Origin of the sequence: Streptomyces sp. NPDC020490 (assembly GCF_044335305.1) — a bacterium.
Taxonomy (GTDB): domain Bacteria; phylum Actinomycetota; class Actinomycetes; order Streptomycetales; family Streptomycetaceae; genus Streptomyces.
The window spans coordinates 16,898-38,355 of the sequence record NZ_JBIRUY010000045.1 but is presented as its reverse complement, the minus strand read 5'-3'; the positions used below and the strand labels follow the sequence as shown (position 1 = coordinate 38,355).

Annotated in this window: 21 protein-coding genes and 1 riboswitch; of the genes, 10 read left to right on the top strand and 11 right to left on the bottom strand. The window is 72.0% G+C overall.

The window, feature by feature from the left end:
- Positions 1-42: 42 nt before the first annotated feature.
- The 3 genes from rsgA to ACH4ZX_RS34670 form a co-directional block, all read right to left on the bottom strand.
- Positions 43-1,053: a ribosome small subunit-dependent GTPase A gene (gene rsgA / locus ACH4ZX_RS34680; RefSeq protein ID WP_398281793.1), complete on the bottom strand. Its 1,011-nt coding sequence runs from the start codon at positions 1,051-1,053 to the stop codon at positions 43-45.
- Between the two features lie 4 nt (positions 1,054-1,057).
- The gene (aroA, locus tag ACH4ZX_RS34675; RefSeq protein WP_398281790.1) at positions 1,058-2,389 is read right to left on the bottom strand and encodes a 3-phosphoshikimate 1-carboxyvinyltransferase; all 1,332 of its coding nucleotides are present in this window, start codon (positions 2,387-2,389) and stop codon (positions 1,058-1,060) included.
- Between the two features lie 285 nt (positions 2,390-2,674).
- Positions 2,675-3,406, bottom strand: a complete 732-nt coding sequence (locus ACH4ZX_RS34670; protein WP_398281787.1) for a M50 family metallopeptidase — start codon at positions 3,404-3,406, stop codon at positions 2,675-2,677.
- A gap of 51 nt (positions 3,407-3,457) precedes the next feature.
- Here ACH4ZX_RS34670 and ACH4ZX_RS34665 point away from each other — a divergent pair, with 51 nt between their 5' ends.
- From ACH4ZX_RS34665 to def, 8 genes are all read left to right on the top strand, one after another.
- Positions 3,458-4,312 (top strand): SOS response-associated peptidase, encoded by an 855-nt coding sequence (locus ACH4ZX_RS34665; protein ID WP_398281784.1) that lies wholly within the window; start codon positions 3,458-3,460, stop codon positions 4,310-4,312.
- Between the two features lies 1 nt (position 4,313).
- Positions 4,314-4,943: an alpha/beta family hydrolase gene (locus ACH4ZX_RS34660; protein ID WP_398281781.1), complete on the top strand. Its 630-nt coding sequence runs from the start codon at positions 4,314-4,316 to the stop codon at positions 4,941-4,943.
- A gap of 266 nt (positions 4,944-5,209) precedes the next feature.
- Positions 5,210-5,893 (top strand): RNA polymerase sigma factor SigR, encoded by a 684-nt coding sequence (gene sigR, locus ACH4ZX_RS34655; RefSeq protein WP_351892202.1) that lies wholly within the window; start codon positions 5,210-5,212, stop codon positions 5,891-5,893.
- Complete coding sequence (gene rsrA / locus ACH4ZX_RS34650) at positions 5,890-6,201, top strand: mycothiol system anti-sigma-R factor (protein WP_398281777.1); 312 nt, start codon at positions 5,890-5,892, stop codon at positions 6,199-6,201. The genes sigR and rsrA overlap by 4 nt, the downstream gene beginning before the upstream one ends.
- Before the next feature lie 125 nt (positions 6,202-6,326).
- Positions 6,327-7,634: an HD-GYP domain-containing protein gene (locus tag ACH4ZX_RS34645; protein ID WP_398281774.1), complete on the top strand. Its 1,308-nt coding sequence runs from the start codon at positions 6,327-6,329 to the stop codon at positions 7,632-7,634.
- Positions 7,631-8,872, top strand: a complete 1,242-nt coding sequence (locus tag ACH4ZX_RS34640) for an HD-GYP domain-containing protein (protein ID WP_398281771.1) — start codon at positions 7,631-7,633, stop codon at positions 8,870-8,872. Before ACH4ZX_RS34645 ends, ACH4ZX_RS34640 begins: the two co-directional genes overlap by 4 nt.
- A 106-nt stretch (positions 8,873-8,978) precedes the next feature.
- Positions 8,979-9,959, top strand: coding sequence for a hypothetical protein (locus ACH4ZX_RS34635; protein WP_351892211.1), 981 nt, complete (start codon positions 8,979-8,981; stop codon positions 9,957-9,959).
- A gap of 140 nt (positions 9,960-10,099) precedes the next feature.
- Positions 10,100-10,750, top strand: a complete 651-nt coding sequence (gene def, locus ACH4ZX_RS34630; protein WP_398281766.1) for a peptide deformylase — start codon at positions 10,100-10,102, stop codon at positions 10,748-10,750.
- A 46-nt stretch (positions 10,751-10,796) separates the two neighbouring features.
- Here the strand turns inward: def and ACH4ZX_RS34625 are convergent, their stop codons facing one another.
- A complete protein-coding gene (locus tag ACH4ZX_RS34625; RefSeq protein WP_398281763.1) occupies positions 10,797-11,759 on the bottom strand; it encodes a GlxA family transcriptional regulator in 963 nt (320 codons plus the stop codon).
- 93 nt (positions 11,760-11,852) lie between these two features.
- On the opposite strand from ACH4ZX_RS34625, the gene ACH4ZX_RS34620 reads away from it, so the two are divergent.
- Entirely contained in the window at positions 11,853-12,065 is a 213-nt protein-coding gene (locus ACH4ZX_RS34620; RefSeq protein ID WP_360752677.1) for a hypothetical protein, read from the top strand.
- On the opposite strand, the gene ACH4ZX_RS34615 is transcribed toward ACH4ZX_RS34620, so the two are convergent.
- The 7 genes from ACH4ZX_RS34615 to ACH4ZX_RS34585 form a co-directional block, all read right to left on the bottom strand.
- Entirely contained in the window at positions 12,032-12,520 is a 489-nt protein-coding gene (locus tag ACH4ZX_RS34615; protein WP_398281760.1) for a hypothetical protein, read from the bottom strand. The two genes, ACH4ZX_RS34620 and ACH4ZX_RS34615, sit on opposite strands and share 34 nt — an antisense overlap.
- A gap of 109 nt (positions 12,521-12,629) precedes the next feature.
- Complete coding sequence (locus tag ACH4ZX_RS34610) at positions 12,630-13,637, bottom strand: ribonucleotide-diphosphate reductase subunit beta (RefSeq protein WP_398281757.1); 1,008 nt, start codon at positions 13,635-13,637, stop codon at positions 12,630-12,632.
- A complete protein-coding gene (locus ACH4ZX_RS34605; protein ID WP_398281754.1) occupies positions 13,637-16,018 on the bottom strand; it encodes a ribonucleoside-diphosphate reductase subunit alpha in 2,382 nt (793 codons plus the stop codon). Before ACH4ZX_RS34605 ends, ACH4ZX_RS34610 begins: the two co-directional genes overlap by 1 nt.
- Positions 16,019-16,161: 143 nt before the next feature.
- Positions 16,162-16,240: riboswitch (cobalamin riboswitch) on the bottom strand.
- A gap of 77 nt (positions 16,241-16,317) precedes the next feature.
- Entirely contained in the window at positions 16,318-16,824 is a 507-nt protein-coding gene (locus ACH4ZX_RS34600; RefSeq protein ID WP_398281751.1) for a GNAT family N-acetyltransferase, read from the bottom strand.
- Between the two features lie 76 nt (positions 16,825-16,900).
- Positions 16,901-18,511, bottom strand: coding sequence for a monocarboxylate uptake permease MctP (gene mctP / locus ACH4ZX_RS34595; protein WP_398281748.1), 1,611 nt, complete (start codon positions 18,509-18,511; stop codon positions 16,901-16,903).
- Positions 18,508-18,771 (bottom strand): DUF3311 domain-containing protein, encoded by a 264-nt coding sequence (locus ACH4ZX_RS34590; protein WP_398281745.1) that lies wholly within the window; start codon positions 18,769-18,771, stop codon positions 18,508-18,510. The genes mctP and ACH4ZX_RS34590 overlap by 4 nt, the downstream gene beginning before the upstream one ends.
- Positions 18,772-19,031: 260 nt before the next feature.
- Entirely contained in the window at positions 19,032-19,796 is a 765-nt protein-coding gene (locus ACH4ZX_RS34585; protein ID WP_324787576.1) for a GntR family transcriptional regulator, read from the bottom strand.
- A gap of 358 nt (positions 19,797-20,154) precedes the next feature.
- Here ACH4ZX_RS34585 and ACH4ZX_RS34580 point away from each other — a divergent pair, with 358 nt between their 5' ends.
- A complete protein-coding gene (locus tag ACH4ZX_RS34580; RefSeq protein WP_398281740.1) occupies positions 20,155-21,438 on the top strand; it encodes an extracellular solute-binding protein in 1,284 nt (427 codons plus the stop codon).
- Positions 21,439-21,458: the final 20 nt, after the last annotated feature.

Here is a 21,458-nt window from a genome sequence, read left to right as displayed (position 1 = left end):
TATGCACTTGCCGGACTCGTGTCCACCCAAACAACGCGGTGGTCAGTCGCCTTCGGTGCGCTCCCGGGTGGCCAGCAACCGGCGCAGGGAGTACAGGCGGGCCGGATCCGCGTGGCCCTCGGCGACCCACTGGTCCAGCGCGCAGTCCGGCTCGTCGTGACTGCAGGCGCGCGGGCAGTTCTCCGTGCCGGGTTCGAGGTCGGGGAAGGCGTGGATGACCCGGGACGGGTCGATGTGGGCCAGGCCGAAGGACCGCACGCCCGGGGTGTCGACCACCCAGCCGTCCGCCCCGGCGAGCGGCAGGGCGAGCGCCGAGGTCGTGGTGTGCCGGCCGCGGCCCGTGACCGCGTTGACGCGCCCCGTCAGCCGCCGCCGGTCCTCCGGGACCAGCGCGTTGACCAGCGTCGTCTTGCCGACGCCGGAATGGCCGACGAACGCGGTGATCTTGCCGGCGAGCTGCTCGCGCACCCGGTCCGCCGCGGCGCCGCTCTCCAGCTCCTCGCGGCTGGTGACGACGTAGGGGATGTCGAGGTCGCCGTACAGCTCCAGGAGCTTGTCCGGCGGGGCGAGGTCCGACTTGGTCAGCACCAGCAGCGGGTCGAGTCCGCCGTCGTACGCCGCGACCAGGCACCGGTCGATCAGGCGCGGGCGGGGCTCGGGGTCGGCCAGGGCGGTGACGATCGCCAGTTGGTCGGCGTTGGCCACGACCACGCGCTCGTAGGGATCGTCGTCGTCGGCCGTGCGGCGCAGCAGCGACGTGCGCCCCTCGATGCGGACGATGCGCGCGAGGGTGTCCTTCTGGCCCGACAGGTCACCGACGATGGCCACCCGGTCACCGACCACCGCCGCCTTGCGGCCCAGCTCGCGCGCCTTCATCGCCAGTACGGTCCGGCCGTCCACCAGGCAGGTCAGCCGGCCGCGGTCGACGGTGAGGACCATGCCCTCGGCCGCGTCCTCGTGCTTGGGGCGGATGTTCGTGCGCGGCCGGTTGCCCTTGCGGTTCGGGCGGCTGCGGATGTCGTCCTCGTCGGTGTGCTTGCCGTAGCGGCGCATGCCGTTATCCCCGGCTCTCCACGCCGCCCAGCATCCCGGTCCACAGTTCGGGGAACTCCGGCAGGGTCTTCGCCGTCGTCGCCACGTCCTCGACCTGCACGCCCTCGACCGCCAGGCCGATGACCGCGCCGGCCGTCGCCATGCGGTGGTCCTCGTAGGTGTGGAAGATCCCGCCGTGCAGGCGGCGCGGGCGGATGTGCAGGCCGTCGGCGGTCTCGGTCACGTCGCCGCCGAGTTCGTTGATCTCCTTGGTCAGCGCGGCCAGCCGGTCCGTCTCGTGCAGGCGCAGGTGGGCCACCCCGCGCAGGGTCGACGGGGAGTCGGCGAGCGCGGCGACCGCCGCGATGCCCGGGGTCAGCTCGCCGACCTCGCTCAGGTCCACGTCGATGCCGTGAACAGCACCCGAACCGGTGAACACCAGCCCGTAATCGGTGAGTTCACAGGAACCACCCATTTCGGTGAAGATCTCGCGCAGCCTGTCGCCGGGCTGGGTGGTGCGCTCCGGCCAGTCGGGCACGACGACCTTGCCGCCGGTGACCAGGGCCGCCGCCAGGAACGGCTGCGCGTTCGACAGGTCCGGCTCGATCGTCAGGTCCCGCCCGAGCAGGGCGCCCGGCGTCACCCGCCAGACGTTCGGCTCGCCGCCCGACTCCGGGGTGTCCACCTGGGCGCCGACCGCGCGCAGCATGTCGACGGTCATCCGGATGTGCGGCAGGGAGGGGAGCGAGGCGCCGACGTGACGGACCTCGACGCCCTGGTTGAAGCGCGGACCGGACAGCAGCAGGGCGCTGACGAACTGGGACGAGGAGGAGGCGTCGACCTCCACCGTGCCGCCGTCCAGGGCGCCGCCGCCGTGCACCGTCAGCGGCAGCGCGCCGCGGCCGTCGTCGTCGATCCGGGCGCCGAGGACACGCAGCGCGTCGATGACGCCGTTCAGGGGACGCTCGTACGCCCTCGGGTCGCCGTCGAAGCGGACGGGGCCGTCGGCCAGCGCGGCGACCGGCGGCAGGAAGCGCATCACCGTGCCGGCGTTGCCGACGTCCACCGCGGCCGGGCCGCGCAGGCCCGTCGGGAGCACGCGCCAGGCCTCCCCGGAGCCGTCGGGGCCGACCCCCTCCTCGATCTCCACGCCCATGGCGCGCAGTCCGCCCGCCATCAGCAGCGTGTCACGGGAGCGCAGCGGGCGCCGCAGCCAGCCGGGCTCGGAGGCGAGCGCGGCGAGCACCAGGGCGCGGTTGGTGACCGACTTGGACCCGGGCACGTGGACCGTCGCGTCGACGGCCCCGCTCGCGTGCGGGGCGGGCCAGAGGGCGGTGTGTGCGGGGTTCTGGGCCATGGGCCCACTCTATAAGGCGCCCGTGGTTCTGGTGCGGCGCCGTTGTGGCTGGTCGGGCCCGCGCGGCGGAGCCGCACAGCGGCCCGGCCCCGCACCCGGACACCCGCCGTCACACGGGCCTGCGGGGCGCGGTCGTACGGGACCAGCGGGACGCGGTCGTGCGGGACTGCGAAGAGCCGTCACACAGGCACCCGGGGCGCCGTCGCGTAGCCCCGGGTAGCGCCGTCACGCAGGCTCGCGGGGCGCCGTAGCGCAGCCCCGGGAAGCGCCGTCGCGCGGGCGCGCTCAGACCTCCAGCAGCCAGCGCCCGCCCCCGATCAGCGAGCACAGGGACACCGCGTGGAACAGGAACAGCCACAGGCCCGCCGGCACGTTCGTCAGCCGGGACAGCTGGTCCGCGTCCGAGTCCCCGGCGCCCGACCGCCTGCGCTTGGCCTGCAGCTCGAACGCCGGGCGCACGCCGCCCGCCAGCAGGAACCACACCACCGCGTACGCGAACGCCGCCTGCACCTGCGCCCCCGCCAGCCACGACACCAGCAGGAACGTGCCCCCGGTCAGCACCACCGTCAGCACGCCGTAGGCGTTGCGGATCATCACCAGCATCGCCAGCAGCAGCGCCGTCGCCAGCCACAGCAGCAGCGTGATGCGGCCGGCGGCCAGCAGCGCGGCGCCGCCCAGGCCCAGCAGCGGGGGAGCGGTGTAGCCGGCCGCCGCCGTGAGGATCATGCCGAGGCCGTCCGGCTTGCCGCGGCTGACGGTCAGGCCGCTGGTGTCCGAGTGCAGACGTATGCCGGTCAGGGTGCGGCCGGTGAGCAGCGCGACCAGCCCGTGCCCGCCCTCGTGGGCGATGGTGATCGCGTTGCGCGACACCCGCCACAGGCCCGGCGGGACGGTCACCGCGAGCGCGGCGACGAGGGTCGCGATCACCACCCACAGGTCGGGGTCCGGCTGAACGCCGAAGACCTCGTCCCACAGGGACGCGAGCGAGGCGGGTGCGGTGCTGGCGGCGCTGTCCATGGTGGCTCGGTGGCTCCCTCTCCCGGTGCGGAATCTGGCAGTGTGGCACGCATGTGCGGACGGTATGCAGCGAGTCGTGGAGCCGAGGATCTCGCAGGAGTCTTTGAGATCGAGATGGGGGTCCCCCCTGCTCGAGCGGAGCCGAGAGCTTGGGGGAGGGAGCCGGCGGAGGCTCTCGCGCCGGACTACAACGTGGCCCCGACCAAGGAGGTCCACGTCGTCCTCGACCGCCCCCTGAAGGACACCGACGACCCGCGCCCCGTCCGCCAGCTGCGCAGGCTGAAGTGGGGTCTGGTGCCGTCCTGGTCGAAGACGCCCGAAGGCGCGGCGCGCATGATCAACGCCCGTGCCGAGACCGTCCACGAGAAGCCGTCGTACCGGCGGGCCTTCGCCACGCGCCGGTGCGTCGTCCCGGCCGACGGCTACTACGAGTGGGTCACCGGCCGGCAGGAGCGGGACCTGGAGGTCGAGGGGAAGCGGAAGCGGCCGCGCAAGCAGCCGTACTTCGTGCTGCCCGCCGACGGGTCGGTGTTCGCCATGGCCGGGCTGTACGAGTTCTGGCGGGACAGGACACTGCCGGACGACCACCCGCAGGCCTGGTGGGCGACCTGCACGGTGATCACGACCGAGGCGGAGACGACCCCCCTCGCCGTGGCCCCCGCCGAGGGACCGCGCACGCTCGCCGAGATCCACCCCCGGATGCCGCTCATGCTCACCCCGGACCGCTGGGACGCCTGGCTGGACCCGTCCCGCACCGACCCCGACGAACTGCGCGCGCTGCTCCAGCCGCCCCCGCCCGGACTGATGCGCGCCTACCCCGTCTCCACCGCCGTCAGCAACGTCCGCAACAACGGACCGGAGCTGCTGAAGGAGCTCGACGGACCCGAGGCGGGCACACTCTTCTGATGTGACGACCGAGATCATTGGCACGGAGGCGGGGGACGCCCGCATCACCTGGCACGAGGCCGGCACCGCGCGGCTGGTGCTGGCCCTGGGGCACGGCGCCGGCGGCGGTGTCGAGGCGCGGGACCTGCGGGCCCTGGCCGAGGCGCTGCCGGGGCACGGGGTGAGCGTCGCCCTCGTGGAACAGCCCTGGCGGGTGGCCGGCAAGAAGGTGGCGCCCGCGCCGAAGACGCTCGACGCCGGCTGGCGGGGCGTGTGGCCCGCGCTCGCCGGCCACGGGCTGCCGGTGGTCGCGGGCGGCCGCAGCGCCGGCGCCCGCGTGGCCTGCCGCACCGCCGCCGAACTGGGGGCGCGCGCCGTCCTCGCCCTGAGCTTCCCGCTGCACCCGCCGGGCAGGCCGGAGAAGTCGCGGGCCGGCGAACTGCTCGGCGCGGGGGTGCCCGCCCTCGTCGTGCAGGGCGGCAACGACCCGTTCGGCAGGCCGGAGGAGTTCCCCGAGGGCGACTACGAGCTGATCGAGGTGCCGTACGGGGACCACGGCTTCGCCGTGCCGAAGCGGGCGGCGACCGGACAGGAGCACGCCCTGGGGATCATCACCGACGGCGTGGTGCGGTGGACGGCCTCATTGGTGTGAGGGCTGTGCGGGGCGGGGAATGCCGCGCGCACGGCCACTGTTGACCGGACAGACGTGCTGGACCACCAGCACCGACGTCGTACGGAGAGGGAGTCCGCCGCATGGGTTCGACCTACTGCCCGAGCGGCAGCAGCCGTGCTGACCTGGACTGGACGGTGCTGCACGCGGCGAAGGCCGCTCCGATTCGAGGGGCGGCGGAGTCGGGTAGTCGTCTATCCTCCGATTCTGGTGGCATCGGTTTCGGTGCTACCCGGAATCTTGAGGAGGTGGGTCCGGTCACTGGGATCGACGCAGGGACCGACAACGGCCAGGCGGAGCTGCCCGAGGGCCAGGGCATCAGCGCGGAGTCGACCTCGGAGCGCAGCGCGCGCTTCGAGCGGGACGCGCTCGAATTCCTCGACCAGATGTACTCGGCCGCCCTGCGCATGACGCGCAACCCGGCCGACGCCGAGGACCTGGTGCAGGAGACGTACGCCAAGGCGTACGCGTCCTTCCACCAGTTCCGCGAAGGCACGAATCTGAAGGCGTGGCTGTACCGGATCCTCACGAACACGTTCATCAACTCCTACCGCAAGAAGCAGCGGGAACCGCAGCGCTCCGCGGCCGAGGAGATCGAGGACTGGCAGCTCGCGCGCGCCGAGTCGCACATGTCGACCGGTCTGCGCTCGGCGGAGTCGCAGGCGCTGGACCACCTGCCGGACTCGGACGTCAAGGAAGCCCTCCAGGCGATCCCGGAGGAGTTCCGCATCGCCGTCTATCTCGCGGACGTCGAGGGCTTTGCGTACAAGGAGATCGCCGACATCATGGGGACACCCATCGGTACGGTGATGTCCCGGCTCCACCGGGGCCGCCGTCAGCTGCGCGGCATGCTCGAGGACTACGCCCGCGAGCGAGGCCTGGTCCCGGCCGGCGCCGGAGAGTCGAACGAAGCGAAAGGCTCGGGCTCATGAGCTGCGGAGAGCCGCACGAGACGGACTGCGGTGAGGTCCTCGACCACCTCTACGAGTTCCTCGACCGCGAGATGCCCGACGTGGACTGCGACAAGTTCGAGCAGCACTTCAAGGAGTGCTCGCCGTGCCTGGAGAAGTACGGTCTGGAGCAGGCCGTGAAGAAGCTGGTCAAGCGGTGTTGCGGACATGACGACGTGCCGACGGACCTGCGCTCCAAGGTGATGGGGCGGATCGACCTGATCCGCTCCGGCCAGGCCGTGCCCGAACACGACGTGACCGCTTCCCCGGTCACGCCCCAGGAGTCCTGACCTCCGCCCGAAGGCGGGCCGTCGTCACTCGAACGTGCTAATCCGCGGGCCAACAGCCCGCGGACCCGCCCCTCTCCGACCTAGGCTCCTCAGCCTCAGCAGGCTCGGCCGGGGGGAGAGGCGTGATGGAGGCGGTGCCGGCACGCGCACGCGTGTACGTCGCCTGCGCGGTCCTCGGCGCCGCGTGCTGTCTGCTCCCGCTGCGCGGCCCGTGCACGCCCTGGTGGGCGGTCGCGCTGCCGGCCGCGCTGTACGCCGCCGGCGAGCAGGCCGCCGCCCGATGGCGGTTCGCCGGGACCTTCTACCCCGTGCTCCTCGCCGGGGCCTTCCTGCTCCCGCCGGCCGCCGCCGCCCTGGTGCCGCTGCCCGGCGCGCTGCTCTCGCCGGTCGGCCGGCGCTCGCCGTGGCTGCGCCGGACCTGGCGGGCCGCCCAGCTGGCCCTCGCCGTGTGCGCCGCCGCCCGCGTGCACCGGGCGCTGGGCGGACCGGACGCCGTCGCGGCGTCCGACTTCCCCTACGCCCTGCTCCCCGCCGGGACCGCGGTCCTCACGTTCTGCCTGGCGCTGACCGCGCTGGACGGGGGGATCCTCGCGCTGGCCGAGCGGGTGCCGGTCCGGCGGGCCTGGCGGGGGCTGTTCGTACGGTCCCTCGCGCCGGTCGCCGTGCACGGCCTCGCCGGGCTGATGATGGCCGTGCTGTGGCACAGCCCGTACGGGCCGGTGGCCGCGCTGCTGGTGCTGCTGCCGATGTGCGTGTCGGGATGGGCGTTCGCCCAGTACCACCGGGAGCGGGCCGCCCACCAGGCGACGATCCGGGCACTGGTGCAGGCCGTCGACATCAAGGACGGCTATACGCGCGGGCACAGCGAGCGGGTCGGACAGGCGTCCATGATGATCGCGCGCGAACTCGGCATGGACGAGGCGCGCGTCGAGGTGCTGCGGTTCGCCGGGATCCTGCACGACGTGGGCAAGCTCGGCGTCCCCACCCGGCTGCTGCGCAAGGACGGCCCGCTCACCCCGCAGGAGCGGCGGGTGATCGAACTGCATCCCGAGTACGGGCACGAGATGGTGCGCGGAATCGGTTTCCTGGGTGAGGCGCGGGCGGCGGTGCTGCACCACCACGAACGGCTGGACGGCAGCGGGTACCCGTACGGGCTGGCCGGCGGGCAGATCCCGGAGTCGGCGCGGGTGGTCGCGGTCGCCGACGCGTTCGACGCGATGACGTCCACGCGCTCCTACAGCAGGGCGCGGCCCGTCTCCGCGGCCCTGGAGGAACTCCAGCGGTGCGCGGGGGCCCAGTTCGACCCCCGCATGGTCGGCGCCCTGGTCCGGGCCCTCGCCCGGCACGGCTGGCGCCCGACGGTCACCGCCGAGGAGGACCGCGCGGCCCCGCCCGCGCCGCGCGCCGGCGGCAGGCCCCGGGCGCGCCGGTGAGCCCCCGCCCGCCGCTGACGCTCCTGATCCACACGGCGGCCGCCCTGGTGGCCGCCGGTTCCCTCCTCTCCACCTGCTGGACCGGGCTGGTCGAACGCCCCACCGCCCTCGCCTTCGGCCTGCTCGTCGCCGTCGGCGAGCTGGCCCGGTGGACCGGCGCCCGGGTCCGGGAGGCCGCGCCGCTCGGAGCCGCCGCGGCGCTGTCGTACGCGCTGCTCGGGGACAACGCGGGCCGGCCCACGACGCACGGCGCCGTGCAGGTCGTCACCGTCGTCCTGGCCGCCGCCCTGGCCGGCAACGTGCCGCACATCGCGCGCGGGCAGCGGGCGGTGACCGACCACCTCGCCCGGCGCGTGCTCGCCGTCGCCTTCGCCGCCGTGTGCTTCCAGCCCCTGTACGACCGCGGGCTGTTCGACACCTGGGTCGGCCCCGCGTACGCGCTGCTGCTGCCGACGCTGCTCGCCCTGACCGCGCTGTGCGACGCCGTCCTCGCCGCCGCGCTCGCGCACTCCCGCACCGGCTGGCCCTTCGGCCCGCTGCTGCGGGACGAACTGCGCGCCCTGCTCGGCATCGGCTCGGCGGTGTGCGCCACCGGCGCGGTGACGTCGCTCGCGGTCGCCGTCGCGGGGCTGTGGGCGCTGCCGGTGTTCTCGCTGCCGCTGCTGCTCACCCAGATGTCCTTCCGCCGGTACGCGGCCGTGCGGACCACCAACCGGCAGACCATCGCCTCCCTCGCCCGCGCCACCGAGATCGCCGGGTACACCCCGGCCGGGCACGCCCGGCGGGTGGCCGCGCTCAGCCGGGCCGTCGGCCGGGACCTGGGGCTGACCAGGCCGGAGCTCGCCGTGCTGGAGTGCGCCGCCCTCATGCACGACATCGGCCAGCTCAGCCTGGTCGACCCGGTCCCGGCGGGCGCCACCGCCGGCCTGCCGGTGGCCGAGCAGCGCCGGATCGCGCTGCTCGGCGGGGCCGTGGTCCGCCAGACCGGCGTCGACCGGGCGGTCGCCGTGGTCGTCGAGCGGCAGGCCGACCCCTACCGTGAGCAGCCGGTCGCCGCCCGGATCGTGCGGGCCGTCAACGCCTACGAGGAGAAGGCGCGGGACGCCGGACCCGGCGGGCCCCTGACGGCGCTGGAGGAACTGCGGCTGGCGACCGCGGCGGACTACGCGCCCGAGGTGGTGGAATCCCTGGCCCGCGTCCTGGCCCGGGACTGTCTGACGCCGTTCCCGGCTGGGTAACCCATGGGTAATGAGCGTGCTTCCAGCCACACGTGGTTGGATGCGAACAGAGAGAGTGTCCGGCGGCACTGGCCAGCCCACTGAACGGAACCGGCAGGCGGGAATCGTGAGGATCTTCGGCAAGGGACGGCACCGGCCCTCCGCCTCCTGGCGGCAGGCCACCGACCGTGCGTTCACGCTGATCGGCGACGGCCGGTACGAGGACGCGGGCGCGCTGCTGACGCGGGCCGCCGATCTGGAGCCCTGGCTGTCGGAGTCCTGGTTCAACCTCGCCCTGCTGCACAAGTTCCGGCACGACTGGGAGCAGGCCCGGGCGGCCGGTCTGCGCGCTGTGGCGCTGCTGGACCGGGAGACCGGGGCACCCGACTGGTGGAACGTCGGCATCGCGGCCACCGCCCTGCAGGACTGGCCGCTGGCCCGGCGGGCCTGGCAGGCGTACGGGCTGCGGGTGCCGGGCACGGCCACCGCGTCCGGGGAGCCGGTCGGCATGGACCTCGGCAGCGCGGCCGTACGGCTGTCCCCGGAGGGGGAGGCCGAGGTGGTGTGGGGCCGCCGGCTGGACCCGGCCCGCATCGAGGTGCTGTCGATCCCGCTGCCGTCCTCCGGGCGGCGCTGGGGCGAGGTCGTACTGCACGACGGGGTGCCGCACGGCGAGCGGACCACCGCGGCCGGGCACGCCTACCCGGTGTTCGACGAGATCGAGCTGTGGGCGCCGTCCCCCGTGCCGACATGGGTGGTCCTGCTGGAGGCCGCCACCGAGGACGACCGGGACGCCCTGGAGCAGCTCGCCGCCGACGCGGGCTTCGCGGCGGAGGACTGGTCGTCGTCCGTGCGGCTGCTGTGCCGGATGTGCTCGGAGTCCCGGATGCCGTCGGACGAGGGCGACGGCGAGCACCTCGACCCGCACGACCACAGCGAACCGGGTCACCCCGGCCCGCTCGGGCACCGCACCGACGGCCAGCTGTGGGTGCCGGAGCGGGAGTGCGGGGTCGCGGCGCCCGCGTCGCTGGTGCGGGGGCTGCTGGACGGGTGGGTCGCGGACAGCCCGGACTCGAGGGACTGGCGGGATCTCGAAGAGGTCTGCTGAACCCAGGTCCTTTGCACCCGGGTCCTTTGAACCCCGGTCCTTTGAACCCGGGGCCCTGGAACGGCCACCTGCCGGCGCACGGCTCCCTTTAGGCTGTACCCGCAGAATTTCCCATGCTTGCAGGAAGGCGTACGTCGGTCATGGCGCAGCAGGACACCGATCAGCAGCACGCGGGCGTGCTCCCCGTGGACGACGAGGGCTTCGTCATCGACACCGAGGACTGCGAGGAGCGCGAGACCGCCTGGCGCGAGCGCGGCACCTCGCGGCCGATCACGGTGGTGGGCAACCCGGTGCTGCACAAGGAGTGCAAGGACGTCACCGAGTTCGGCGAGGAGCTCCAGCAGCTGGTGGCGGACATGTTCGCCTCGCAGCGCACCGCCGAGGGCGTGGGCCTGGCCGCCAACCAGATCGGCGTCGACCTGAAGGTCTTCGTCTACGACTGCCAGGACGACCAGGGTGTCCGGCACGTCGGCGTGGTCTGCAACCCGAAGCTGGCCGAACTGCCCGCCGAACGGCGCCGCCTCGACGACAGCAACGAGGGCTGCCTGTCCGTGCCGACCGCCTACGCCCCGCTCGCGCGCCCGGACTACGCGGAGGTCACCGGGCAGGACGAGCAGGGCAACCCGGTCAAGGTGCGCGGCACCGGCTACTTCGCCCGGTGCCTGCAGCACGAGACCGACCACCTCTACGGGTACCTCTACATCGACCGCCTCTCCAAGCGTGAACGCAAGGACGCGCTGCGGCAGATGGCCGAGAACGAGCCCCGCTACCCGGTCGTCGCCAACGACTGAGTCCGCACACCCCCCGGCGCGTCCGGGTACCCGCCGGGGTGGCCGGTCAGGCCGCCTCGGACCCCCGGAACGTGCGCCGGTAGGCGTTCGGGGTGGTCCCCAGCACCTGCGTGAACTGGTGGCGCAGCGCGGCCGCGGTGCCGAACCCCGTCCGGCCCGCGATCGCGTCCACCGTCTCGTCCGTCGCCTCCAGCAGCCGCTGGGCCAGCAGCACCCGCTGGCGCAGGATCCAGCGGTAGGGCGTGGTGCCGGTCTCCTGCTGGAAGCGGCGCGCGAAGGTGCGCGGCGACATGTGGGCGCGGTCGGCGAGCTGCTCGACGGTGACGTCCTCGTCGAGGTGCCGCTCCATCCACACCAGCACCTCGGCCACCGTGTCGCCCTGGGAGCGGGGCAGCGGGCGCTCGATGTACTGGGCCTGCCCGCCGTCCCGGTGCGGGGGCACCACCATGCGCCGGGCGATCTTGTTGGCGACCTCCGGGCCCTGTTCCTTGCGCACGATGTGCAGGCAGGCGTCGATGCCGGCGGCCGTGCCGGCGGAGGTGATCACCGGGTCCTCGTCGACGTACAGCACGTCGGGTTCGACGGTCAGCTGCGGGTACGCCCGGGACAGTTCCTCCGCGTGGTGCCAGTGCACCGCGGCGCGCCGGCCGTCGAGCAGTCCGGCCGCGGCGAGCACGAACACGCCGGAGCACACGCTCAGCACCCGTGCCCCGCGGTCCACCCCGCGCCGCAGGGCGTCCAGCAGGCCGGGCGGGAACTCACGCGTCTCGTACCCGGCGCAGGCCGGCACGGCGATCAGGTCGGCCGACTCCAGGCGTTCGAGGCCGTGGTCGACGTGCAGGGCGAAGCCGCTCCGTGAGGAGAGCCTCGGGCCCTCGGCGGAGGCGACGGCGAAGTCGTACACCGGCAGCCCGTCGTCGCTGCGGTCGATGCCGAAGACCTCGCAGACCACGCCGAGCTCGAAGGGGTTCACGCCGTTCAGGACGACGGCGGCCACGTTCTGCAGCATGCCGCCAGTCTGCCTCACCGTTGGCAGCTTTTCGAGGGTGTGCGGCAGTCCTGCCACTGTTTGTCAGGAGTCACCGGCGCGACAGTGGTGTCCATGGATACGACACACATCGAAGCACTGACCGGAATGCTGACCGTTCTCGGGATCCTCGTCCTGCTGATCCTGCCGTCGGTGGCCGGCATCCTCCACGACCGGCGCGTCGACCGGCAGATCCGGGAGGCCGAGCGGGCCCGCGCGGAGGCGGGCGCCCGGCGTCCCGCACGGCGGCCGGGCTACCTCACCACCACGGTGACCCACCACTCCTGAATCCCCTTGCACGAGATCCGGCCGGTCTGCGCGGCGCACAGCGGCCGCTGCGAGGACAGCCGGGAGCGGCCGGCGGAGACGGCTTCGAAGGCGGCGCTCGCGTCGCCCGGCCGCAGCACGAAGCCGCTGTTGGTGGCCCGCAGCCCGGTACCGCTCACGGCGACCGGCTTCCAGGGCCGTTCGGCGGTCCCGTCCAGGCTGATGCGGACCGTGCCGCCCACGGCCAGGCAGACGGTACGGCCGCTGTCGGCGGCGTCCAGTTGCGCGGTGTCCGCGCAGTCGGCCGCGGCGGTGGTCGCGGGGGAGGACGGCGAGACGGTGCCGCCGCCACCCCCTTTCCCGCTCCCCGTACTGCTGCCGCTTCCGCTGCTGCTTCCGCCGCCGCAGCCGGCGGCGGCCAGGGTCAGCGCGGCGAGGGCGAGGGCGAGAGCGGTGCGATGGGTCGTCCGGCGCATGGGTGGCCTCCTTCCCGGTCTTCCGGTCTTCCCGGTCGATCCTTCCGGTCCTCCCGGTCTTCCCGGTCGGACCCCGGTTGGACGTACCACCCGCGTTCCCGGATCCCGGTCAGAAGTCCTCGTCGAGGTCGACCGTGCCCTCCACCGCGACCTGGTAGGCGGACGGGCGCCGCTCGAAGAAGTTGGTCAGCTCCTGGACGCCCTGCAGCTCCATGAAGGGGAAGGGGTTCTCCGAGCCGTACACGGGCGCGAAGCCGAGGCGGACGAGGCGCTGGTCGGCGACGCACTCCAGGTACTGGCGCATCGAGTCGGTGTTCATGCCCGGCAGCCCGTCGCCGCACAGGTCCCGCGCGAACTGCAGCTCCGCCTCGACGGCCTCCCGCAGCATGTCCGTCACCTGCTGCCCGAGCTCGTCGTCGAAGAGGTCCGGTTCCTCCTTGCGCACGGTGTCGACCACGTCGAAGGCGAACGACATGTGCATGGTCTCGTCCCGGAACACCCAGTTGGTGCCGGTCGCCAGACCGTGCAGCAGGCCCCGGCTGCGGAACCAGTAGACGTACGCGAAGGCGCCGTAGAAGAACAGGCCCTCGATGCACGCGGCGAAGCAGATCAGGTTCAGCAGGAAGCGGCGGCGGTCGGCCCGGGTCTCCAGCCGGTCGATCCTCTCCACCTCGTCCATCCACCGGAAGCAGAACCCCGCCTTCTCGCGGATCGACGGGATGTTCTCCACCGCCGCGAAGGCGGCCGCCCGGTCGTCCGGATCGGGCAGGTAGGTGTCCAGCAGGGTCAGGTAGAACTGGACGTGCACGGCCTCTTCGAACAGCTGGCGGCTGAGGTACAGCCGCGCCTCGGGAGAGTTGATGTGCTTGTACAGCGTCAGCACGAGGTTGTTGGCGACGATCGAGTCGCCCGTCGCGAAGAACGCCACCAGGCGGCCGATCAGGTGCTGTTCGGCGGGCGTCAGCTTCGCGAGGTCGGCCACGTCCGAGTGGAGGTCGACCTCCTCCACGGTCCAGGTGTTCTTGATCGCGTCCCGGTAGCGCTCGTAGAAGTCCGGGTAGCGCATGGGGCGCAGCGTCAGCTCGAAGCCGGGGTCGAGCAGGTGGTGGGAGCGCATCACTGGCAGGCCTCGCAGGACTCGGGGTTCTCAAGGGAGCAGGCGACGGCTTCGGGGTCGGCCGCCTGCTGAACGGGGACGGTGGCCGCCTGGGCCCGGGCGGCGCGGGCGATGCGGGTCGCCGGGCGCGAGCGCAGGTAGTACGTCGTCTTCAGGCCCTGCTTCCAGGCGTACGCGTACATCGAGGAGAGCTTGCCGATCGTCGGCGTCTCCAGGAACAGGTTCAGGGACTGCGACTGGTCCAGGAACGGGGTGCGGGCGGCGGCCATGTCGATCAGGCCGCGCTGCGGGATCTCCCACGCCGTGCGGTACAGCCGCCGGACGTCCTCGGGGATCCACGCGAAGTCCTGGACCGAGCCGTTCGCCTCCCGCAGCGCCTCGCGGGTGCGGGCGTCCCACACGCCCAGCTCCTTGAGGTCCCTGACCAGGTACGAGTTGACCTGCAGGAACTCACCGGACAGCGTCTCGCGCTTGAACAGGTTGGACACCTGCGGCTCGATGCACTCGTACACGCCGGCGATCGAGGCGATGGTGGCGGTCGGGGCGACGGCCAGCAGCAGGGAGTTGCGCAGGCCGACCGCGGCGATCCGCTCACGCAGCGCCGCCCAGCGCTCCGGCCAGGCGAACTCGACGCCGTAGTGGTCGGGGTGGAGCACGCCCCGGGCGGTACGGGTCTGCTCCCAGGCCGGCAGCGGGCCGCTGCGTTCGGCGAGGTCGGCGGAGGCTTCGTAGGCGGCGAGCATGACGCGCTCGGCGATCCGCGTCGAGAGGTCCCTGGCTTGCTGCGAGTCGAAGGGCAGGCGCAGCTTGAAGAAGACGTCCTGCAGGCCCATCACGCCCAGGCCGACCGGGCGCCACCGGGCGTTGGAGCGGCCCGCCTGCTCGGTCGGGTAGTAGTTGACGTCGACGACGCGGTCGAGGAAGGTGACGGCCGTGCGGACGGTGGCGTCCAGCCGCTCCCAGTCGATCTCCCGGCCGTCGACGAAGGCGCCGAGGTTGACCGAACCGAGGTTGCAGACGGCGGTCTCCCCGTCGTCGGTGACCTCCAGGATCTCGGTGCACAGGTTGGAGGAGTGCACGACGCGGCCCGGCTCGGCCGTCTGGTTGGCGGTGCGGTTGGCGGTGTCCTTGAAGGTCATCCAGCCGTTGCCGGTCTGCGCGAGGGTGCGCATCATACGGCCGTACAGCTCGCGCGCCGGAAGGGTCCTGCGCGCCAGCCCCTCGGCCTCGGCCTTCCGGTAGGCGGCGTCGAAGTCCTCGCCCCACAGGTCGACCAGCTCGGGCACGTCCGACGGGGAGAACAGCGACCACTGCTCGTCGGCGTTCACCCGGCGCATGAACTCGTCCGGGACCCAGTGCGCGAGGTTGAGGTTGTGCGTGCGGCGGGCGTCCTCGCCGGTGTTGTCGCGCAGCTCCAGGAACTCCTCGATGTCGGCGTGCCAGGTCTCCAGGTAGACGGCGGCCGCACCCTTGCGCCGGCCGCCCTGGTTCACGGCGGCGACCGAGGCGTCGAGGGTCTTCAGGAACGGGACGATGCCGCCCGAGTGCCCGTTGGTGCCGCGGATCAGCGAACCGCGGGAGCGGATGCGGGAGAAGGCGATGCCGATGCCGCCCGCGTGCTTGGAGAGCCGGGCGACCTGGTGGTAGCGGTCGTAGAGGGAGTCCAGCTCGTCCAGCGGGGAGTCGAGGAGGTAGCAGGACGACATCTGGGGGTGCCGGGTGCCGGAGTTGAACAGCGTGGGGGAGGAGGGGAGGTAGTCGAGGCGGCTCATGAGCCCGTAGAGCGCGGCGACCTCGTCGGCGGAGCGGACCGTGTCGTCCTGGGCCAGACCGCTCGCCACCCGCAGCAGGAAGTGCTGGGGCGTCTCGATCACACAGCGGGTGATCGGATGCCGCAGCAGGTAGCGGCTGTGCAGGGTGCGCAGGCCGAAGTAGCCGAAGCGGTCGTCCGCCCGCGCGTCCACCAGCGCGTCGAGGCGGGCCGCGTGGACGCGCACGAACGCGGCGGTCCGGTCCGCGACGATGCCCTCGCGGTGCCCGACGGCGACCGACTCGGTGAACGACGTGACCCCCTGCGAAGCGGCCTCGGCGGTGATGCTGATCGTCAGCAGCCGGGCGGCCAGCCGTGAGTAGGCGGGGTCCTCGGAGATGAGGCCGGCGGCCGCCTCCGTGGCCAGCTCGCGCAGTTCCGTCCCGTCCGCCCGCGCGGACCGGCCGCGCAGCGCGGCGGCGGCGACCCGGCCGGGGTCGGCGTCGGGCAGGTCGGCGGTCAACTCGGTCAGGGTCCGCAGCAGTTCGGCACCGGGGCCGTCGCCGTCCGGCTGGATGGCTGAGGCCGGATCCCGGGTCGCTGATGCCGGATCGGCTGGCGCGATGGTCACGTGGGGGCTCTCCCTCGCTCGGCACGGGGCCTTGCGGAGGGCAGGGGGCAGCCACGAGCGCACACGGCGCCGCGTCCACCGGCCCATTCCACGAGGCCCGGACGTCAGGCGCCCGGACCGGACGGCCGGGCGCGCTGTCGGCAGGTCCTCGGACTGACTCCTGTGCATGGACATGCACAAGTACACCGTTGCGGGACAGTTCCGGATTCACACCGGATTCCCCTGCGGCGACAGCGAGCATGAGCATACATCTTGTGCCGTGCTGCCGTATCACCCCCAGATGTTGTGTCGTGGTGGCTTCATAGCGTCAACTGATAGGCGAGCAGGGTGATGTCGTCCAGGTGCGGGATCGGGTTCCAGTCCCGCTCGGGAGCCCGGGCGAAGCCCACGCGTTCGTAGATGCGGTGGGCGGTGTGCATGGACCGCTGGGTCGACAGGACGACGCGGACGCAGCCCCGCACGGCTCGGGCGCGGTCCAGGCAGGCGCGGACCAGCGCCTCGCCGACGCCCCGGCCGCGGGCGTCCTGGGCGACCGCGAGCATGCGGATCTCGGCCTCGCCGGGCCCGGCGATGTCGGCCATCGGGCCGCCGGACGGCACGAAGGTCACGCCGCCGAGCAGGCGGTCCTGGCGCACGGCGACCAGCACCTCGGCGGCGGCGGCGCGCTTGCCGACGTCCTTCAGCTCCGCGAGGTAGGCGTCGCTCTCCCCGAAGTCGAGGAGGCCGTCTCGCAGATATGCCTGGGCGGTGATCTCGCCGAGTGCCTCGTACTCCCCGGGGGCCGCCTGCCGTATCACGATGTCCATGCGGCGAGTGTGCCCGACGGGTACGACAACGGGCCGCCGGTGTCCGCACCGGCGGCCCGCCCGTCCGTACCGCCTCCTACTGGGGCGCCCCCGCGGTCGCGGGCGGCAACTCCACCCGCACTCCCGCGTCCCCGGCGTCGGCCGTGTAGTCCTCGGGCCGGGTCTGGTCGACGCCCTCCGGGGCCTTGACCGCCTTCAGCACGACGGTGAGGACCACGGTCACGATCACGTTCAGCACGAACGCCGTCAGGCCGATGTAGCCGATCTGGCCGATGCCGGGGATCTCCTTGGCGCTGCCGCCGAAGTGCGCCTGCGTCGGGGAGGCGATCCCGTACGCGGCGACCGTGCCGTACACCATGCCGACCGCCCAGCCGGTGAGCAGCGCCCAGCGGTGGAACCACCGCGTGAACAGGCCGCCGACCAGGGCCGGGAAGGTCTGCAGGATCCAGATGCCGCCCAGCAGCTGGAAGTTGATGGCGACGGTCTTGTCCATCGTCAGCACGAAGACCAGCGCGCCCACCTTCACCAGCAGGGACACGATCTTGGAGACCCGGGTCTCCTCCTTCGGCGTCGCGTCGGGCCTGATGAAGTCCTTGTAGATGTTGCGGGTGAACAGGTTCGCTGCCGCGATGGACATGATGGCCGCCGGGACGAGGGCGCCGATGCCGATCGCGGCGAAGGCCACCCCGGCGAACCAGGCGGGGAACATGTTCTCGAACAGCTGCGGGATCGCCAGCTGCCCGTTGGTGACCTCCACCCCGGCCGCGATCGCCATGAAGCCCAGCAGGGCCAGCAGGCCGAGCATCAGCGAGTACAGCGGCAGGATCGTGGTGTTGCGGCGGATCACCTCGCGGCTCCCGGAGGACAGCGTCGCGGTGATCGAGTGCGGGTACATGAACAGCGCGAGCGCGGAGCCGAGCGCCAGCGTGGCATACGTCCACTGGCCCGCCGGGGCCGGCACCAGACCGCCCGCCCCCGCGGCGGCGAACTTCTCGCCCGCCTTGGCGAAGACGTCGTCGAAACCGCCCAGCTTGATCGGGATGTAGATGATCGCCACCGCGATGACGATGTAGATCAGCGTGTCCTTCACGAACGCGATCAGCGCGGGCGCCCGCAGGCCCGACGAGTAGGTGTAGGCCGCCAGCACGCCGAAGGCGATCAGCAGCGGCAGGTCCTTCACGAACCAGTTGGTGTTCTCGCCGCCGCCGATGCCCATCACGTCCAGCACCGCCTGGATGCCGACGAGCTGGAGCGCGATGTACGGCATCGTCGCCAGGATGCCGGTCACCGCGACCGCCAGCGACAGGCCCTTCGAGCCGAAGCGGCCGCGCACGAAGTCCGACGTCGTCACATAGCCGTGCCGGTGCGACACCGACCACAGCCGCGGCAGGAACGTGAAGATCAGCGGATAGACGAGGATGGTGTACGGCACCGCGAAGAACCCGGCCGCCCCCGCCGCGTAGACCGCCGCCGGCACGGCGACGAAGGTGTACGCCGTGTACAGGTCGCCGCCCAGCAGGAACCACGTGATCCAGGTGCCGAACGACCGTCCGCCCAGCCCCCACTCGTCGAGGCTGTGCTCGTTCTCGGCCCGGCGCCAGCGCGCGGCCAGGAAACCCATCGCCGTGACGGCGAGGAAGAAGAAGACGAAGACACCGAGCGCGATGCCGTTGACGCCGTCCTTCACTCCGACGCACCGCCCCTCTGCGCGGCGCGGACGCGCCGGTCGCGCTGCCACAGCTTGTACGCGGCCATCGTCAGCGCGGTGGACAGCAGGACCCAGAGCATCTGGTACCAGTAGAAGAACGGGATCCCGGCGAGCGTGGGATCCGTCTCGGCGTAGGAGCCGACCCACAGCATCGCCACGAAGGGCGCCGTCAGACAGACGGCGATGATGATGCGGGCCGGTGTCACCACCGGGGGTCTGGCTTCGGGCGCATTCGGCATACCGCGACTCCGTCCCGTCACTGATCACATGTGCAATGCGCAGGCAATCTAGGTCACGGTGTCACGTCAGCGGAAGACCGCGTCACGAGGTTCGTGTGACGATTGTGTGCAGCCGCCGTCGGCTCGGCAACAGCACAAGTCCGGTTGGGAGTAAAACTTCTGACGGTCCGTCCGCATCCACTCGGAATCCGCTCGAACGCACGCCCGGACGACACCCGGGCGTGCGGATCCGGCTTGCGCCCCGCGTTCGCTCCCGCGTTCTAGTCCTGCGGACGCTTCAGCCTGGCCACGAACTTGTAGCGGTCTCCCCGGTACACCGACCGGACCCACTCCACCGGCTGGCCTTCCCGGTCCAGCGAGTGCCGGGAGAGCATCAGCATCGGCAGGCCCACGTCCGTACCGAGCAGGCCGGCCTCGCGCGGGGTGGCCAGGGAGGTCTCGATGGTCTCCTCGGCCTCGGCGAGGCGGACGTCGTAGACCTCGGCGAGGGCGGTGTAGAGGGACGTGTACTTGGCCAGGGAGCGGCGCAGGGCCGGGAAGCGCTTGGCGCTGAGGTGGGTGGTCTCGATGGCCATCGGCTCGCCGTTGGCCATGCGCAGCCGCTCGATGCGCAGCACCCGGCCGCCGGCGGTGATGTCGAGGAGCCCGGCGAGGCGGTCGTCGGCGGTGATGTAGCCGATGTCCAGCAGCTGCGAGGTGGGTTCCAGGCCCTGGGCCCGCATGTCCTCGGTGTACGAGGTGAGCTGCAGCGCCTGCGAGACCTTCGGCTTGGCGACGAAGGTGCCCTTGCCCTGGATGCGCTCCAGGCGGCCCTCGACGACGAGTTCCTGCAGGGCCTGGCGGACGGTCGTGCGCGAGGTGTCGAACTCCGCGGCCAGGGTGCGCTCGGGCGGGACCGGCGTGCCCGGCGCCTGCGTCTCCGTCATGTCGAGCAGGTGCTTCTTCAGGCGGTAGTACTTCGGCACGCGCGCGGTGCGGACAGTCGCCCCACCCTCGTGCTCCGCACTGCTGACGTCGGTGCTCATGGTCTGCCTTCCCGGCTTCGGACGCGGCTCACATCGTGGCGGCAGCGTACCGGGATCTCCTCCGCACGCTGCGTGATCCCCTCTGTATACCGTCGCCCTCTCTTCTGGTCTAGTCCACCACTGTAAGTGGTCTACCGGGATGGCGGCGTCAGATGCACGTCTTTTCGCGGGCTTCTTACTTAAAGGTTCCTGCATATGTAGGTCGCATAACGGCTGGTCGGAGCGGTTCTGGCAGCCTTGACAGGCTTCTTGGTCTGGTCCAAGCTCCCGGTACTGGTCTACACCATTGGTCCAGGTCCCGGCCCAACGCTCGCGCGGGGAGGCAGGGGGGTTGTGTGGCATCCCTGAGGAGGGTGGCGTGAAGCGCAAGCTGGCAGCCGCGATCGGTATCGCGGGCATGGTGGTCTCCGTCGCGGCGTGCGGGAGCGGTGACGGCAAGGGTTCGGACAAGCAGGGCGCGGACGTCAAGGAGCTGACCGTCTGGCTCACCGTCGACGCCCAGAACAACTGGCCGGAGCTGGTGAAGGCCGCCGACGCGGCGGTCAAGAAGAAGCACCCCGGCATCAAGATCGACCACGAGTACTACGGCTGGCCGGACAAGAACACCAAGCTGGACGCGGTCCTCGCCACGGACAAGGTTCCGGACGTGGTCGAGATGGGCAACACCGAGATGCTCGGCTACATGGTCAAGGGCGCCTTCGCCCCCCTCGACACGGCGAAGTTCGACAACTCCGCCGCCTGGCTGGACGGTCTGAAGGCCTCGGTCACCTACGACGGCAAGACCTACGGCGTCCCGTACTACGCGGGCGGCCGCGTCGGCAACTGGCGCAAGGACCTCTTCGCCTCGGTGGGCGTGAAGTCCACGCCGAAGACGTACAAGGAGCTCACCGCCGCCCTCGACAAGGTCCAGAAGAAGGAGGGCGACAAGTTCTCCGCCTGGTACCAGCCCACCCGCGACTGGTACGCGGCCATGTCCTTCGTCTACGACGCCGGCGGCTCCATCGCCGAGGAGCAGGGCGGCCAGTGGAAGGCGAACCTCTCCTCGCCCGAGTCCATCAAGGGCCTGACCGAGTTCAAGAACGTCGTCGACTCGTACATGCACGGCGACAAGACCAAGGACGAGTCCGACCGCTACATCGTCTACGGCCAGGGCAAGTCCGGCATGATCTTCGGCGCGGCGTGGGAGGGCGCGACCGCCGCGGACCCGAAGAACGACAAGACCGGCAAGCTCAAGGACAACCTCGAGAACTTCGTGATGCCGGGTCCGTCCGGCAAGAACATGCCCGTCTTCCTGGGCGGCAGCGACCTCGCCGTCCCGGTGAAGTCGGACGCGCAGGCCGTCGCCGCCGAGTGGATCAACGCGTTCACCGGCTCCTCCGGCCAGAAGGGCCTGATGGCCAAGGGCAACCTGCCCAACAACAAGACCGATCTCGCGACCCTGAAGGACGACCCGGCGACGGCGGTCCCGGCCACCGCGGCCGAGTCCAACTGGTTCGTCCCGATGGCCCCCGGCTGGGGCCAGGTCGAGAAGGCACAGGTCCTGCAGACCATGCTGCAGAACATCGGCACCGGCAAGAAGTCGGTCGAGGCCGCCGCGAAGGAGGCGGACGCCGCGATCGACAAGGTCATCAACACCAAGTGACCCACAGCGGGACCCCGCCG